This window comes from Marinobacter halodurans (assembly GCF_004327985.1).
GTDB classification, from domain to species: Bacteria; Pseudomonadota; Gammaproteobacteria; order Pseudomonadales; family Oleiphilaceae; genus Marinobacter_A; species Marinobacter_A halodurans.
In genome coordinates this window covers 127714-142965 of the sequence record NZ_SJDL01000006.1, presented here as the reverse complement: position 1 = coordinate 142965, position 15252 = coordinate 127714, and the positions used below count along the sequence as shown (strand labels likewise).

Annotated in this window: 18 protein-coding genes; 9 read left to right on the top strand and 9 right to left on the bottom strand. The window is 62.7% G+C overall.

Annotation, left to right across the window (positions count from 1 at the left end; translation table 11 throughout):
• Position 1: 1 nt before the first annotated feature.
• On the bottom strand, positions 2 to 424 hold the full coding sequence (locus tag EZI54_RS05730; protein ID WP_131479942.1) for a secondary thiamine-phosphate synthase enzyme YjbQ: 423 nt from the start codon (positions 422 to 424) through the stop codon (positions 2 to 4).
• Positions 425 to 542: 118 nt separating this feature from the next.
• On the opposite strand from EZI54_RS05730, the gene EZI54_RS05725 reads away from it, so the two are divergent.
• The 5 genes from EZI54_RS05725 (at position 543) to EZI54_RS05705 (ending at position 5098) form a co-directional block, all read left to right on the top strand.
• Complete coding sequence (locus EZI54_RS05725) at positions 543 to 2432, top strand: putative bifunctional diguanylate cyclase/phosphodiesterase (protein WP_242674349.1); 1890 nt, start codon at positions 543 to 545, stop codon at positions 2430 to 2432.
• A 121-nt stretch (positions 2433 to 2553) separates the two neighbouring features.
• Positions 2554 to 3150, top strand: coding sequence for a GNAT family N-acetyltransferase (locus EZI54_RS05720; RefSeq protein ID WP_131479940.1), 597 nt, complete (start codon positions 2554 to 2556; stop codon positions 3148 to 3150).
• A gap of 63 nt (positions 3151 to 3213) precedes the next feature.
• Positions 3214 to 3666, top strand: coding sequence for a transporter substrate-binding domain-containing protein (locus tag EZI54_RS05715; RefSeq protein ID WP_242674348.1), 453 nt, complete (start codon positions 3214 to 3216; stop codon positions 3664 to 3666).
• Between the two features lie 14 nt (positions 3667 to 3680).
• Positions 3681 to 4355 (top strand): amino acid ABC transporter permease, encoded by a 675-nt coding sequence (locus EZI54_RS05710; RefSeq protein ID WP_131479938.1) that lies wholly within the window; start codon positions 3681 to 3683, stop codon positions 4353 to 4355.
• A complete protein-coding gene (locus EZI54_RS05705; protein ID WP_131479936.1) occupies positions 4352 to 5098 on the top strand; it encodes an amino acid ABC transporter ATP-binding protein in 747 nt (248 codons plus the stop codon). Before EZI54_RS05710 ends, EZI54_RS05705 begins: the two co-directional genes overlap by 4 nt.
• Here EZI54_RS05705 and EZI54_RS05700 read toward each other — a convergent pair.
• From EZI54_RS05700 to EZI54_RS05685, 4 genes are all read right to left on the bottom strand, one after another.
• The gene (locus tag EZI54_RS05700) at positions 5086 to 5541 is read right to left on the bottom strand and encodes a hypothetical protein (RefSeq protein WP_131479934.1); all 456 of its coding nucleotides are present in this window, start codon (positions 5539 to 5541) and stop codon (positions 5086 to 5088) included. The genes EZI54_RS05705 and EZI54_RS05700 overlap by 13 nt on opposite strands.
• Positions 5542 to 5611: 70 nt before the next feature.
• Positions 5612 to 6436, bottom strand: a complete 825-nt coding sequence (locus tag EZI54_RS05695) for an acyl-CoA thioesterase (RefSeq protein ID WP_131479932.1) — start codon at positions 6434 to 6436, stop codon at positions 5612 to 5614.
• Between the two features lie 11 nt (positions 6437 to 6447).
• Positions 6448 to 7041 (bottom strand): 2-hydroxychromene-2-carboxylate isomerase, encoded by a 594-nt coding sequence (locus tag EZI54_RS05690; RefSeq protein ID WP_131479930.1) that lies wholly within the window; start codon positions 7039 to 7041, stop codon positions 6448 to 6450.
• Between the two features lie 11 nt (positions 7042 to 7052).
• The gene (locus tag EZI54_RS05685; protein WP_131479929.1) at positions 7053 to 7805 is read right to left on the bottom strand and encodes an SDR family oxidoreductase; all 753 of its coding nucleotides are present in this window, start codon (positions 7803 to 7805) and stop codon (positions 7053 to 7055) included.
• Positions 7806 to 7934: 129 nt separating this feature from the next.
• Between EZI54_RS05685 and EZI54_RS05680 the strand changes: the two genes are divergently transcribed.
• Positions 7935 to 8420, top strand: a complete 486-nt coding sequence (locus EZI54_RS05680) for a winged helix-turn-helix transcriptional regulator (protein ID WP_131479927.1) — start codon at positions 7935 to 7937, stop codon at positions 8418 to 8420.
• A 207-nt stretch (positions 8421 to 8627) separates the two neighbouring features.
• Here the strand turns inward: EZI54_RS05680 and EZI54_RS05675 are convergent, their stop codons facing one another.
• Positions 8628 to 9401, bottom strand: a complete 774-nt coding sequence (locus tag EZI54_RS05675; protein ID WP_131479925.1) for a pseudouridine synthase — start codon at positions 9399 to 9401, stop codon at positions 8628 to 8630.
• 103 nt (positions 9402 to 9504) lie between these two features.
• Here EZI54_RS05675 and EZI54_RS05670 point away from each other — a divergent pair, with 103 nt between their 5' ends.
• Together EZI54_RS05670 and EZI54_RS05665 are read left to right on the top strand one after the other, a co-directional pair.
• On the top strand, positions 9505 to 11409 hold the full coding sequence (locus EZI54_RS05670) for a putative nucleotidyltransferase substrate binding domain-containing protein (protein ID WP_131479923.1): 1905 nt from the start codon (positions 9505 to 9507) through the stop codon (positions 11407 to 11409).
• 14 nt (positions 11410 to 11423) lie between these two features.
• On the top strand, positions 11424 to 12143 hold the full coding sequence (locus EZI54_RS05665; RefSeq protein ID WP_131479921.1) for a 3'-5' exonuclease: 720 nt from the start codon (positions 11424 to 11426) through the stop codon (positions 12141 to 12143).
• 7 nt (positions 12144 to 12150) lie between these two features.
• Here EZI54_RS05665 and EZI54_RS05660 read toward each other — a convergent pair whose 3' ends face one another.
• On the bottom strand, positions 12151 to 12558 hold the full coding sequence (locus tag EZI54_RS05660) for a thiol-disulfide oxidoreductase DCC family protein (protein WP_131479919.1): 408 nt from the start codon (positions 12556 to 12558) through the stop codon (positions 12151 to 12153).
• A 129-nt stretch (positions 12559 to 12687) separates the two neighbouring features.
• Between EZI54_RS05660 and EZI54_RS05655 the strand changes: the two genes are divergently transcribed.
• Entirely contained in the window at positions 12688 to 13647 is a 960-nt protein-coding gene (locus EZI54_RS05655) for an alpha/beta fold hydrolase (RefSeq protein WP_131479918.1), read from the top strand.
• 90 nt (positions 13648 to 13737) lie between these two features.
• Here the strand turns inward: EZI54_RS05655 and EZI54_RS24370 are convergent, their stop codons facing one another.
• Positions 13738 to 13905 (bottom strand): hypothetical protein, encoded by a 168-nt coding sequence (locus EZI54_RS24370; RefSeq protein ID WP_165495684.1) that lies wholly within the window; start codon positions 13903 to 13905, stop codon positions 13738 to 13740.
• Between the two features lie 256 nt (positions 13906 to 14161).
• Entirely contained in the window at positions 14162 to 15220 is a 1059-nt protein-coding gene (locus tag EZI54_RS05650) for a proline racemase family protein (protein ID WP_242674347.1), read from the bottom strand.
• Between the last annotated feature and the right edge of the window lie 32 nt (positions 15221 to 15252).

The window sequence follows — 15252 nt, the reverse complement described above, 5'->3', positions numbered from 1 at the left end:
GTCACTCCCCCTGCAGCGTCGCCACAATCCGGCGGGCACCGCCGTGATCCCGGTGTTCACAAAGGTAGATGCCCTGCCAGGTCCCCAGTACGGGGCGACCGTCGCGAATCGGCAGGGTCAGTGACGGTCCGATCAATACGCTCTTGATGTGGGCCGGCATATCATCGGGCCCTTCCATGGTGTGTTCGTAGTGGGGCGCGTTTTCCGGAACCATCACGTTGAAATGCCGCTCCAGGTCGCCGCGAACGTCCGGGTCGGCGTTTTCGTTGACCGCAAGCGACGCGGAGGTGTGCTGGATAAACAGGTGCAGCAGACCGATCCGGTAGTCCGACAGCACCGTCAGCTGCGACAGGACGTCGCCGGTGACCAGGTGAAAGCCACGCGGCTTAGGATCCAGGGTGATGATCGTCTGATGCCAGGCCATGATACCTCCTGTTGTACTGTGGAATGGAACAACCGCCAAACGGCCGACCGGGTTGGACAGACCGTGAGGGGATTGCCATTATTAAACCCGATCGCCCGGTGTGTCAGCAGATCGCAAAATGACTCCCGATTATGAATCCGGTACTGGTAACGCATTGATGTCCCAGAACAAGACATTCATCGAATTTCACGAAGCACTGCTGAAGCTCAACCATCGTCCGGACTTTATCAACGACAACCGCAGCCGGAAACTGGCGGCGCTCAGCGACCTGGCCGGCCAGTTGTTGCAAGTCGACCGCGTCAGCATCTGGCAGATGAATGCGGCGGGAAACCGTATCGACAGCGAAGTCCTGTTCCAGCTTGAGGGCGGCCACGACTATCAGCCGATCGCCCTGGAGGAACAGGACAACCCGGCCTACTTCCAGGCCCTCCGGACCGCCCGCGTCATCGATGCCAGTGATGCCCGAAGCGACCGGCGCACCGCCCAGTTTACCCAGTCCTACTTCGTGCCGCCCGGCATCCATTCCCTGCTTGATGCCCCGGTCTTCGATGGCGGCCGGCTCAGCGGCGTCATCTGCCTGGAATCGCTGAAACGGCGCGCCTGGACCCTGCCCGAAATCTCCTTCGCCACCGCCATTGCCGACACCATCAGCCTGATCAATACCCACGAGGCCTGGCTCCACTCCCAGAAGCAACTGGACTATGTGACCCATTTCGACAGCCTGACGGGGCTGCCCAACCTGCAGTCGTTCCGCGAAAGGATCTACCACCTGATCCAGAAAATCCGCCAGCGGCCGGAAGAAGGCTTCACCCTGATCTGGATCGACCTGGATCGGCTCAAGAGCGTGAACGACGGCATGGGCGCCGCCGGCGGCAACCGGGTGATCTCCGAAATCGCCAACCGCCTGCGCAGCCTGTATCTGCAGGGCCGGGACAAGGTGGCCCGGATCGGCGGAGACGAGTTTGCCGTCCTGGTCCGCGATGCCGACGGTGACTGCAACCTGGAGCAAATCGTTCACCAGATCCAGCACTGTGTCAGTGATCCCATCGCGATCGATAACCGAACCCTGCGCATGACGGCCAGCGTTGGCGTATGCCGGTACCCGGACGATGGAAAGGACACCGAATCGCTCCTGCGTAGCGCCGAAGCGGCCATGTACTACGCCAAGGAGAATGGCCGGGCACGCATGCAGACCTTCAATTCGGACATCCACTCGACGGCCCGGTCCCGCTTCGTACTCGAGGGCGAATTGCGGCAGGCCATCCTGCGCAACGAACTGGACGTGTTCTACCAGCCGATCGTGAATACGCGGGACCGTCGTATGGTGAGCATTGAGGCCCTGGTCCGCTGGGAGCACCCGGAGCAGGGGTGGATGTCGCCCATCGAATTCCTTGATGTGGCCCGCAATGCCGGCTTGATGCAGGATCTGGGCACCGCTGTCCTGCGCCGGGTGTGCGAGGACCGCCAGCGCACCGCCAGCCAGGGTATTGAATTGCCGGTGATGGCCATCAACCTGTCCGCCGAGCAGGTTATGGACGATCGCCTGCCCAAGCTGGTGGAGGAGATGCTGGAACACTATGGCATCAGCGGCAGTGAACTGCAGTTCGAACTCACCGAGGATGCGATCAAGGACGATTCCAAAAGCATGCAGGCCATCCTCAACGAACTGGGCGCACTGGGATCCAAGCTGTCCATCGACGACTTCGGCACCGGCTACTCGTCGTTGTCACGACTCAAGCACCTCCCCTTCTCCCGATTAAAGATCGACCGCTCCTTCATTCGCGACATCCCTGACAATGCCGACGACAAAGCCATCACCCTGTCGATCCTCGGCCTGGCCCGCGGCCTGGGTATGGAGGTCGTGGCTGAAGGGGTGGAAACGGAAGAACAGCGCCATTGGCTGCTGGAACAGGGTTGCGAACTGCTGCAGGGTTACCTGTTCAGCAAGCCGGTTCCCATCGATCAGTTGCTTGCCCTCGACGCCGTCCCCCGGCGTTCGGCCCTGTGACGAACGGCATGCGGGATGCCCGTGGGTCGATCATGCAGGTTCCTGACGGGTTGAAACCCGAAACCAGCGCAGTCATATCCATAGCCTGACAATGATTCAACTGGACTGAACGGGATCTCCCATGGCCGTGAAAATTGAGAAACTGCAAGGCGCCGCCCTACTGGACCACCTGGATGCGCTGGCCGACCTGCGCATGACCGTGTTCCGCGATTTTCCCTACCTGTACGACGGCAGCGCCGACTACGAGCGCCAGTACCTGCGCACCTATGCCCGCTCCGCCGGCTCCATCTGCGTGATAGCCCGCGACGACGGGCGCATTGTCGGTGCCTCGACCGGCATCCCCATGGCGGACGAAGACGACGCCTTTCGCCAGCCGTTTGTTGATGCCGGCTGGAATCCAGACGATATTTTCTACTATGGCGAATCCGTCCTGCTCGGGGAATACCGTGGGCAGGGCCTGGGCGTGGCCTTCTTCGACGAACGCGAGGCCCACGCCCGCAAGGCGGGGTTTGACCATGCCGTGTTCTGTGCCGTCGTCCGTCCCGCGGACCATCCGGCCAGACCAAACGATTACCAACCGCTGGACAACTTCTGGCGCAAGCGTGGGTATGAACCCGTACCCGGCCTTGAAACCGGCTATTCCTGGACGGATATCGGAGACCACGCCCCCACGGAAAAGCCCATGCAATTCTGGTACAAGGCGCTCAAGCCGTCGTAAGCCTTAAGCGCCAACAACCTGCATACCGGGAGAATACGATGAAAGCACTGTTACTAGAAGTACGTGTTCACCCAGCCCTATGTCTATGACGGCGCCCAAGTGGTGGTCAAGAAAGGCAACGACGAGATCCATGGCGTGGAGGATCTCAAGGGCAAGAGCGTCGCCGTGAACCTGGGCTCCAACTACGAATCCCTGCTGCGCGAGCTGCCCTATGCGGACCAGATCGACATCCGTACCTACGAGAGCAACCTGGAGCAGGACACCGCCCTGGGCCGGGTCGATGCGTTCGTGATGGACCGGATCAGCGCCAGCCAGATCATCAAGGACAAGCCGCTGCCCCTCGCCCTGGCCGGCCCGACGTTTTCCAGCATCAGCAATGCCTATCCGTTCCGCGACACGGAAGAGGGCCGCGCCCTGCGGGACCAGGTGGATCAGGCCATCACCAAACTGCGCGAGAACGGCACCCTGAAATCCATTTCCGAATCCTGGTTCGGCACCGACATCACCACACCCTGAACCGGGGCGGTTGAATGAATGTCCTAGATCTCGACTACATGCTGGGGCTGATACCGGTACTGCTCAAGTATCTGCCCCTGACCCTGGAGATGGCCGCCGCCGGCATGGTGCTGGCGCTGGTCCTCGCCTGCCTGCTGGCGGTGATCCGGGTGCTGAAGGTGCCGGTACTCGACCGGTTCGCCATGCTGTTCATTTCGTTCTTCCGGGGGACACCGCTGCTGGTGCAGCTGTTCCTGTTCTACTACGGTCTGCCCCAACTGATGAGCTCCCTGACCGCCATCAACGGCATCACCGCCACCATTATGGGGCTGACCATGCACTTCTCCGCCTATATGGCGGAATCCATCCGCGCGGCGATCGTCGGCGTGGACCGCAGCCAGACCGAAGCAGCCCTGTCGATCGGCATGACCAACGCCCAGCTCATGCGGCGCATCGTCCTGCCGCAGGCCACCCGCATCGCCGTACCCACGCTGATGAACTACTTCCTCGACATGATCAAGGCCACTTCACTGGCCTTCACCCTGGGGGTGACTGAACTGATGGGGTCCGCCCAGAAAGAAGCCGCCGGCAGCTTCCTGTACTTCGAGGCCTTCATCATTGTGGCGATTATCTACAGGGGGATCGTGGAGTTGCTGTCCTGGCTGCAGCGTTACCTGGAACATCGACTGAACAGGGCCTATAGCCGATGATCCAACTGAAAGGACTGCGCAAGGAGTACGGCAAACAGACGGTACTCGACGGCATTGACCTGGATATCGCCAAGGGCGAGATCGTCGTGGTCATCGGTCCCTCCGGGACCGGCAAGTCGACCCTGCTGCGCTGCATCAACTTCCTGGAAACGCCGACCGCCGGCGAAATCACCGTGGGCGACCTGACCGTCGACGCCTGCTCCACCTCACGCAAGGATATTCTGGCGTTGCGCCGGCGTACCGCCTTCGTGTTCCAGAACTACGCGCTGTTCGCCAACAAGAATGCGCTCGACAATATTGCCGAGCGGCTGATCGTGGTGGACAGGTGGCCCAAGGAGAAGGCCCGCCAGAAAGCCCGCGAGATTCTCCAGCGGATCGGTCTGGCCGACAAGGCCGAGGCCTATCCCGCCTCCCTGTCCGGCGGCCAGCAACAACGGGTGGGCATTGGCCGGGCCATGGCCACCGGTGCCGAGGTGATCCTGTTCGACGAACCCACGTCGTCGCTGGACCCGGAATGGGTCGAGGAAGTGCCGGGGCTGATGAAACAGTTGGCCCGCGAACACCAGACCATGCTGGTGGTTACCCACGAGATGAGTTTTGCCCGGGATGTGGCGGATCGGGTGATCTTCGTCGACGGCGGCCGCATCGTCGAACAGGGCCCGCCGTCGGAGCTGTTCTCCAATCCCCGGGATCCGCGCACCCGGGATTTCCTGCGCAAGGTCCTGCCGGATCAGACCGCCTGACAGACTGCGGTGACCTGGCGGAAGCTGACCCGTTGGATCACCTGCTCGGTCTGGGTAAACGTCAGGGGGGATTGCGCCTGCGCCCCCATACCGCCGTTGTTGCTGATCGGCGTGTTGACGACGCCGGCGGGATAGGACACCGGCACCGGAACATCGCGGGCGAACTCATTCCGGGTCAGGTTCGCCAGATGCAGACGCTCAGGTGGCTGTCCCGTCTCACGGGCACAGGCCGCCAGCGCCTGCATCTCCAGTTCGGACCAGTCACGCCCCGCCCGGTCGGTGTAGCTGACCCGCCATTCACTGCCCCGACTGGCAAAGGTATATCCGACAGCGCCATCAAAAGGGCGCAGACCCGGGCTCTGGCAGCCAGCCAGGAGAACGCCTGCGGCGGCCACAATCACCCACCGGATTCCGGCGCGGTCTCTACCCCACTTGATCTGCATCCTGATTTCCTCCATCTCTGGCAGGTTTGACGTCCCGGCGGTACGTCGGTTCCAGCGCCCGCGCCAGATCTCAGCCCTTGAAATACACCACCTGATGTGTGGTCGCCAGCAACTGCCCATCCGCGCCCCAGAGTTCGGCGCTCTGGTCGAAATAACCCTTGAAGTACCGCTGGGCCCGGGCCTCGGCCAGGACGGGCAGATCACCCTGCCGTGCCAGGGTGTCGCCATCGGCGTGGAAGTAGGTGGTCAGCGACACAGTACCCGCCGGCATCCGCTCCTGGCGACGGATAAAGATCCGCGGGAAGAAGCAGTCACTGATCGCCATCAGCGAGGTGAAATCCAGCGGCCGGGATGGCTTGTCCCTCACCCAGAGGCGGGAGGCACCGTGGGCCTGTTCCGGCGTCCTGCCGGAGGGATCGAAACCGCCATCGATGATGCGCAGGTCGTAATTGGCCACCCACGGCAGGCTACGCCCGACGTCGAACGGCTCCACCTCATCGAACGGCGGCACGTCATCGGGCATGCTGACATCGCTGCCTTCCCAGCTGTCCCGGCGAACACCGGTGAGTACCGTCGCCGTTACCGCCGTCTCGCCACCCTGGGTCAGCTCGATCATCCAGTGCTGGGTGGACCGGTTGGTCCGGCAGGGGCGGGTGGCCACATCGAAGTGATCGTCGGCAATGGGGCCGGCAAAATTGACGGTCATGGAAACCGGGTCGCCCAGGCGCTCGGGATGGTTGAGGACGCCGTTAAGCAGGGTCGCGGCAATCACCCCGCCAAACGGCCCGACCATGTTGGCGTAGGCCGGCGGGAACTGCCCCTGCCAGCTGTTGTCCCCGCTTGGTGTCAGGGCAATGGATTGATCGAAGACGTGTTTTTTCGCTTGTCCAGTCATAAAAGCCCCTTCTATCCGTTGGTCTGGAGTCGCTGTTCGACCTGCCAGAGGCGGTCCTGTCCAAAAAACATTTCGTTCCCGATAAACAGCGTCGGCGCACCAAAGACGCCCTTTTCAACCGCTTCGTCAGTGGTCTCCCGGAGGCGCTGCTTGACGGTCGCCGCGTTGCACTGGTCCATCACGGCCCCGGGATCGAAGCCCGCCTCCGCCCAGACGCTGGCCACCACTTCGGGATCGGCCATGTTTTTCTGATCGACCCACATGGCATTGAACACAGCGGTCAGGTAGTCATCGAACCTCGGTGTGTCGAGAAACGCAACGGCACCACGTATCAGGGTCAGTGTATTGATCGGGAAATGGGGGTTGAACCGGAACGGCACGCCGTAGCTGGCGGCGAACCGATGAAAATCCATGGTCATGTATCGGCCCTTGGCCGGGATCATCACCGGTGACTGGTTGCCGGTTGCCTGGAACACGGCACCCAACAGCATGGGGCGCCAGTTGAGTCGTGCCTGGCAGCGGTCGGCCAGGGCCGGCAGTTGGGTCCAGGCGAGATAGCTGGCCGGGCTGCCGACGTCGAAGTACACATCAATGATGGCGTTCATGGTCAAGCTCCTCAAAAGGTTTCAATCCAGGGGCGCAGATCCAGCTCATGGGTCCAGCAATCCCGGGGCTGGCAGTGCAATTGCCAGTACTGATCCGCGACATGCCCGGGATCGAGAATGCCGCCCTGATCTTTCAGCGCGTAACGGTCCGGGAAATTGTCGCGGATAAAATCCGTGTCGATGGCGCCGTCGATCACGGCATGCGCCACGTGAATGCCCTGCGGCCCCAATTCCCGGGCCATGCTCTGGGCCAGGGCCCGCAGAGCAAACTTCGCCCCGGCAAACGCCGAGAAGCCGACACCACCGCGCAGGGATGCGGTCGCCCCGGTGAAGATGAGGGTTCCCCGGCGGCGCGGCAGCATCACCCGGGCGGCTTCGCGGCCTGTGAGGAATCCGGCAAAGGCCGCCATCTCCCACACTTTGCGATAGACCCGGGCGGTGGTGTCGGTGATCGAATAGCGGACGTTGGCTCCGATGTTGAAGACGACAAGTGCCACCTCACCGATATCGGCCTCGATCCGATCGAACAGTTCGACCATGGCCGCCTCGTCACGGGCATCGCAGCCGTAGCCATGCACCGTCCCGCCGGCTTCCCGGATGTCCGCCATCAACGGTTCCAGCGCCTCGCGATGGCGACGGGTAACGACCACCACCAACCCTTCCCGGGCAAAGCGTTTGGCAATGGCACCGCCGGTGGCCTCTCCGGCGCCAATGACCACAGCCACCTGGGGGTGCGGGTTATCCTGTCCGCTGTTCGTTTCCATAGCGATTTGCCTCCGGGGCATCGTTGTCCGCTTTTGTAGGTTCTTTTTTGGAACTCATTAAACAGTCAGTTCCATTACAGAACTTGTCAAGCTATTCTGGGGATTCATGTCATCAGAGGACGTTACTGGATGCGTTGGGAAGAACTGGATCAGCAGCCCTGCTCACTGGCCCGGACCCTGTCCGTGGTGGGGGATCGCTGGACATTGCTGATCCTGCGGGACTGCTTTCTGGGGGTACGCCGGTTCGAGACCTTCGAACGTCGCCTCGGCATCACCCGGCACGTCCTGACCGACCGGCTGAAGAAACTGGTGGAACACGGGGTCCTGTACAAGTCAGCCTACCAGGAGCGCCCGCGCCGGGAGGAATACCGCCTGACCGGGAAAGGCCTGGACCTGTACACCGTGATCCTGGCGCTGGTGAACTGGGGCGACAAACACATGGCTGATGATCGTGGCGCCCCGGTCAAGCACATTCACAAGGCGTGTGGCCACGCCATGCATCCGCAGATGGTCTGCTCCGAATGCGGCGAGCCGATTACGGCCCGGGATATCCGTGTCGAGGCGGGTGACGGCTGGCAGGACAGAGCCCCACTCGTGGGATCGGATCGGTCCTGACGGCGACGACGGGCGCCGCCCGCGCCCACGATTGCTCGCCCCCCCTATCTCCTATCGGAAACCACCACCGGAGCCCCATCACCACGGCTCAGCCCGCCAGGGACGGTTCAATAGAGCTGTCAGCGCTCCATCTTCCTTACCGGCTCGACCGCGTTCCAGAGCCGTTCGGCATGCCGGGGCGATGACAGTGTTGTCACCTGAGCGTCGTTACAGCGACGAATCCACTGGGTAAAGGGGCAACGGTTCCATGACCAGCACTCCCCAGCCAAGCGCCTCGGCCACCCGGGTAAACCCGGCCTCCGGCGGCGCCTGGAGAACCAGTGATTCACCGGTCAACGGATGGGTCAGGCTCATGCCGACGGAGGCCAGGAACAGCCGGGCTTCGCCGAAGTGCCGTGTAAAGAACCGATTGTGCCGACCGCGACCATGATTGGCATCGCCGATGATCGGGTGGCTGATGTGCTTCATGTGGCGGCGCAGCTGGTGGCGCCGGCCTGTGCGCGGGTACAGGGCCATGAGCGCGTAGCGACTGGTGGGATAACCTTCGACTTCGTAGGGGATCTCGGCGACCCCGAGCCTTACAAAATCCGTGACGGCCTCCTGGACGACCGCCACCTGCCCTTTCAGGCGGCGATCCGTCGCTTCTTCCCGCAGCGGATGATCAATGGTTCCCCGTTCTTGCGGCCAGCCCCGCACGATGGCCAGGTAACTCTTTTGAACCTCATGGGCCATCATCTGTGCACCGAGCAGACGCGCCACCCCGGGATCCTTGGCAAACAGCAGCAGTCCCGACGTCGGCCGGTCCAGACGATGCACCGGATACACGTGCCGGCCCCCGTTCAGGTCCCGGGCATACTGGAGGGCGAATTCGGTTTCGTGCCGGTCGATCGGGCTGCGATGTACCAGCAAACCGGCCGGCTTGTGGACGGCCAGCAGCTCGTCGTCTTCGTAAATCAGGCTGAGAGGATTGGCATAGGTCATAGCAGAAAGGTCGCTCGGAGGTCAGGCCATGACGCCCTGGTTTGAGTCCAATTTAAAAACTCTGCCAAAATGACGACGACAACGACATTGGGAAGAATGCTTCATGGAAGTCGAACAGATCGAGATCAGGGATCATATCAAACGGTTTGCCCCGTTCGATAACCTGCCGGACGAAACCATCGACCGTCTGGCGACACAGGTGGAAGTCGCCTACTACCGGGCAGGCTCGACCATCCTGACCTACGGCGAGAGCATCGGCGATCTCTACTTCATCCGCAGTGGCGCAGTGGAAGTCTATCGGCGCAACGGCGACCTCTACAACCGTCTCAGCGAAGGCGACCTGTTCGGCCAGCTGGGCCTGATGATGAACAAGAAGGTGCGCTATCCGGCTACCGCCATCGAGGATACGCTGATCTATCTGATTCCCGACGCGATCTTTCAGGAACTGTGGGAAGCCGGTGAGCATTTTGCGGATTTCTTCGACATCGAGGACCAGGGGCTCCTGCGTGCCGCGGTGTCCAGGCAGGAAAAGGCCAACCCGCTAATGACATCGCGGGTGCGCAAGCTCATCACCCGCTCACCGGTTACCGCCGAGGCATCCATCAGCATCATCGAGGCCGCCCGGCTGATGACCGAAGAGGGCGTGTCCGCCCTGGTCCTGATGAACCCCGGGATGCAGGTGGACCAGGAATGGCGGCCCGGAGAGACGCCCCTGGTCGCCGGGATCATCACCGACCGGGACCTTCGCACCCGGGCAGTGGCCGAGGGGCTCGACTACAGCACGCCGGTCAGTGAATTCATGTCCACCGACCTGGTCTACATCCGGTCCGACCAGTTCGTGTTCGAGGCCATGCTCTCCATGTTGAAGCACAACGTGCATCATCTGCCGGTGCTGCACCGCAACAAGCCGATCGGGGTGGTGGCGTTGTCGGATCTGGTGAAGTATGAATCCCAGAGCAGCCTCTACCTGGTCAGCAACATCCACCACCAGGTTGATGTCCGTGGTCTCAAGCGCCTGAGCCGGGATACCGCGGCCACGTTTGTGCGGATGGTCAACGAGGATGCCAACTCGCACATGATCGGCAGTGCCATGGCCGGCATCGGCCGGGCCATATCCCAGCGCCTGCTGGAGCTGGCCGAGGAAAAGCTGGGACCGCCGCCGATCCCCTACTGCTTCATGGCCCTGGGATCCATGGCCCGGGACGAGCAACTGATCGTGACGGATCAGGACAACGCGCTGGTCCTGGACGACAGCTTCGTGCCGGAAGAGCACGACGAGTACTTCAAGGCGCTGGCCAAGTTCGTCAGTGACGGCCTGGCGGAGTGCGGCTACGCCTACTGCAGCGGCGACATCATGGCAACCAACCAGGCCTGGCGCCAGCCGCTTCGGGTCTGGAAGGAATACTTCACCGACTGGATCGAGAAACCCGATGCCAAGTCCTTGCTCAACAGCGCCATCTTCTTCGATCTGGACGGTATCGCCGGAGAAACCCAGTTCGCCGAAGATCTGAAGGCCCTGATCGCCACCAAGGCCCAGCGCGCACCGCGATTCCTGGCGTACCTGGCTCATGCGGCACTGAATCGCAAACCGCCGCTGGGGTTCTTCCGCGACTTTGTCATGGAGAACGACGGCAAGCACAACAACTCGATCAATCTCAAACGCCGCGGCACCGCGCCGCTGTCGGACCTGGTGCGGGTCCACGCGCTGGCCTGCGGCTCCCGGGCGCAGAACACCTTCAACCGGATCAATGCGATCGAGGAAACCCAACTGCTGGCCGAAGGCGTGGCCAACAACCTGCGGGATGCGCTGGAGCTGATTGCCATCGTCCGCATCCGCCACCAGGCACTGGATATCGAAGCCGGCCGCGAGCCGGACAACAACATCGAACCGGAGAACCTGACCCGCTTCGAGCGCCGTAATCTCAAGGAGGCGTTCCAGGTGATCAGCAACGCGCAGAAGTTCCTGCGCCACCGTTATCATGCCAGCGGCGGCGGGTCGATCAACTGATGGGAAATTCAGCCATGCCCGCTTCGTCAGCCGCCGCCCGGGCCCTGGACTGGCCAACCCGTTTCGAGACGCTCGCCGCCACCGCGAAGTCGCCGGCGTTGCAACGCTATTACGCCGGCGGTACACCGTCCGGCGATACACCGATTAGCGACGTCCCGATGGTCGCCATGGATTTCGAGACCACCGGGCTGGATCCCGACATCCACTCCATCGTCAGCATCGGCGTGGTGCCTTTCAACACCCAACGCATCTATTGCCGGAATGCCCGTCACTGGGTGGTCCGCCCGGTGCTGCCGCTGCATCGGGAGTCGGTCACCTTCCACGGGATCACCCATTCGGAAGTCCGGGCGGCGCCGGATCTACGGGAGATTCTGGACGACCTGCTGGATGCCCTGGCCGGACGCATCGTGGTCGTCCACTATCGTTCGATCGAGCGGGCCTTCCTGGATGCCGCCCTGCGCTGGCGACTGGAGGAAGGCATCGAATTCCCGGTCATCGACACCATGGAACTGGAGGCCCGCTGGCACCGCCAGAAGCCGCCCAGTCTCTGGGACCGGCTGCGCCGCCGTAAACCCGAATCGATCCGGCTGGCGGACAGCCGCACCCGCTACGGCCTGCCCTATTATGCGCCGCATCACGCCCTGACCGACGCGCTGGCCACGGCGGAACTGCTGATGGCGCAGCTCCAGCACCGGTTCTCGCCCGACACACCGCTCAGGGAGCTCTGGCAATAAAGCGGCATCACCGGTCTATAAACCGCGCCCGGTCTTCCGGCGCGGGGACGGGGCAGGTCTCGTAGCGCCCAAACCACCGGTAGCGATGGCGTCCGATCCAGTCGTATAGGCCGTCGCGCAGGGGCCGGGGCACCCAGCGCAGCAGCGCGAGCCAGCGCCAGGGCCGCGGCAACCCGGCCACGATGCGCAGGATCGCCTCGCTACGCAGATACGCCCGATCGCCCTCAATCAGAACCACACTCTCCATCGCGTCGACCGGCACGCCCACCTCGCGACACAGTGCCTGCCCCTTGTCCGATTGCAGCGTGCCCAGCTGAAAGCGGTGGGCGCGATCGTGGCGCAGCACGAAACGGCCCCAGAACTGGCAGAAGACGCAGACACCATCAAAGAGAATGATCGGCTGAGTCCGGTCCATATGTCCTCCTGGTCATGGGCAGCGGTTGGCCCTGGCGGTCAATAACACGGCCCCTGCGGCCATCCATGAATAGCGATGTGGCGGCTAGAGTAGGTTGTCATCCATCCAGCCGCACGCAGGGAGTGACCCATGGCCACACCACAACACATCCAGGGATGCGGGGTACAGCTTTTCACCACCACCCGGGGCCATCCCGAGGCGCCCGCCGTTGTCCTGGTGCATGGCTATCCGGATAACCAGCAGGTATGGGACGGCGTGGCCGAACGCTTGGCCAGGAACTGGTATGTGGTGACCTACGATGTCCGCGGTGCCGGCCTTTCCGACCGACCGGCCCGTACCCGGGACTATCGCCTGTCGCTGCTGGCGCGGGACCTGGAGGCCGTTGTCGATGCGCTGCTGCCCGGTCGCCGTTTCCACCTGGTGGCCCACGACTGGGGATCAATCCAGGGCTGGGAATCGGTGACCGGCCGGCCGTTGCAGGATCGCATCGCCTCCTACACCACCCTGTCCGGCCCTTGCCTCGATCACGTCGGTTACTGGATGCGCGACCGCGTGAAGTCCCTTTCCCCAGACCGGGCCGGCCAACTGCTGAAACAGCTGGGGAGTTCATGGTACATCTTTGCCTTCCAGTTGCCCTGGCTGGCACCCACCTTATGGGACACCCTGTTGGGCACCCGTTGGCCCGCCTACCTGAAGGCCAGCGAGGGCATCACCGAAGCCAGCCCCAATCCCCACCGGGGCGCCGATGGCCGGGACGGCATCCGCCTGTACCGGGCCAACATGCTGCCACGCCTGCTCAGCCCCCGGGTCCGCTACGCCCGCTGTCCGGTGCAGTTGATCGTGCCCACGCAGGACCGCTACGTGGGCGCCCAGCTGTTCGAGGACCTGCACGAGTGGGTGCCGGCCCTGTACCGGCGTGAGATCGATGCCGGCCACTGGGTGCCACTGAGCCAACCGGATACCCTCGCCCGCTTTATCGACGAGTTTGCCCGCGGCATGGAGAGCGGCCAGCCGGATGCCAGCCTCGCGTCACTGCGGGTCACCACTCTCAACGCCCCAACAGGCCAGTCTGCCCCGGCGGGCGCCTGAAAGCCGGGGATTGAACGGCGGGAAAGAATACACAAGACGGTGGACGACCGGAAAGCAGCCGAACGGACTCGACTCCCATTCAAGCCGGCATCAGAGCATACGGCCGGTCGCTGATAGCAGACCGGCGACCAACGCCACGCCCAGGGCGATACCGGCCACCTTGAGACCTTCAAGCAATTCCCGGTCGCGCGGTTCGGTTTTATCCAGCGGTGCCCCGGGATTCCCGGCAAAACTGTTCTTCCTTAACAGTAGCTGCATGGTCAGCCCCTCTTTGGACAGGATCGATCAACGCCATTGGCATTTACAATATGAGAATAATTCTCATTTGTAAACCATTTTCCTATAGCACTTCTTGATACCGATTCACATCCTGATTGAGCGGGCCATACCCGTTAACCGGAAAAGGCCCGGTCCGTCGTCGTGCCAGGGAGAGGTTGCAAATGATGCGCCACGACGACACGGAGAGAGCAGAAAGCAGCGGCGGCCACTGGAGGGCCGCCGGTGGTGGGGGTATTCAGTCAGGCCAGGTATCCAGCACGTCTTCCAGATCCGAGCTGTCCACCAGCGGATCATCGAGATCCACGACGATTTCCGAACGGGCCAGCGTCCAGGCCCGGCCTGTGATATCGCTGTGCACCGCGCGATGCCCAGCGACAGTGGCTTCTCCCAATACCTTACCGACGAAGGAACTTCCCCGGGGAGAGACCGTTTCGATCCACTGGCCGTCACGGATGTCGCCGGCGTCATACATCAACGCCAGACGGGCCGAGGTGCCGGTACCGGTCGGGCTGCGGCATATGACCCCGGGATGCACGTAGGTGGCCGAAGGCGTTCGATAGCCGTCATCGCCGACGGGCTCCAACGGCCCCATGAAATGCGCAAATGGCAACGGCCCCACTTCCCCTAATTCAGGATGCTGAGAGGTCACCTGGGGTCGTGCCGCCGTGACCAGCGCATCACCGAAGGCGGCCAGCGCCGTCGTCTCGTCAGCCGTCAGGTGGAATCCGTATTGGGCTGCGTCCACCAGCGCGAAATAGGCGCCACTCCAGACCAGGTCATAGCGAACCCGCCCGTAGCGCGGAACATCCACCTCCTGGTCACGTGCCTCCACATAGGCAGGCTCTCCCTGGGTGGTGATCGACTGGACCCGGCCATTCTCGTTGTAAGCCTTGATATGGGCCAGACCGGCCGGCGATTCCAGCACGATGGACTGCTCGCCCTCCACCATTGGTATGATGCCGCTCTGCAGGACCGCGGTCGCCGTGCAGATGGTGTTCGACCCGGAATACAGCGGGTAGCCCATCGCCTCCATGATGATATAACCCGCCTGCGCCTTGGGATTGGAAGGTTCCACGATCAGGTCCAGGGACATGTAAGGGTCGCCGTAGGGCTCGGACAGCAACAGGCGCCGGAATCCGTCACCGTGCTGCTGGATATAGCGCATTTTTCCCAGCACCGAATCGCCGGGCAGATGCCCCACGCCGTAGGTGATGATGCGGCTGACATCGCCGCCTGACTGCATATCGATCAGACCGATGGACCGCATCCGGTGCTGTGTGCCGTCTTTTTGCATGGCAAGCTCCCACTCCGTCCCGCTTGCGGCCG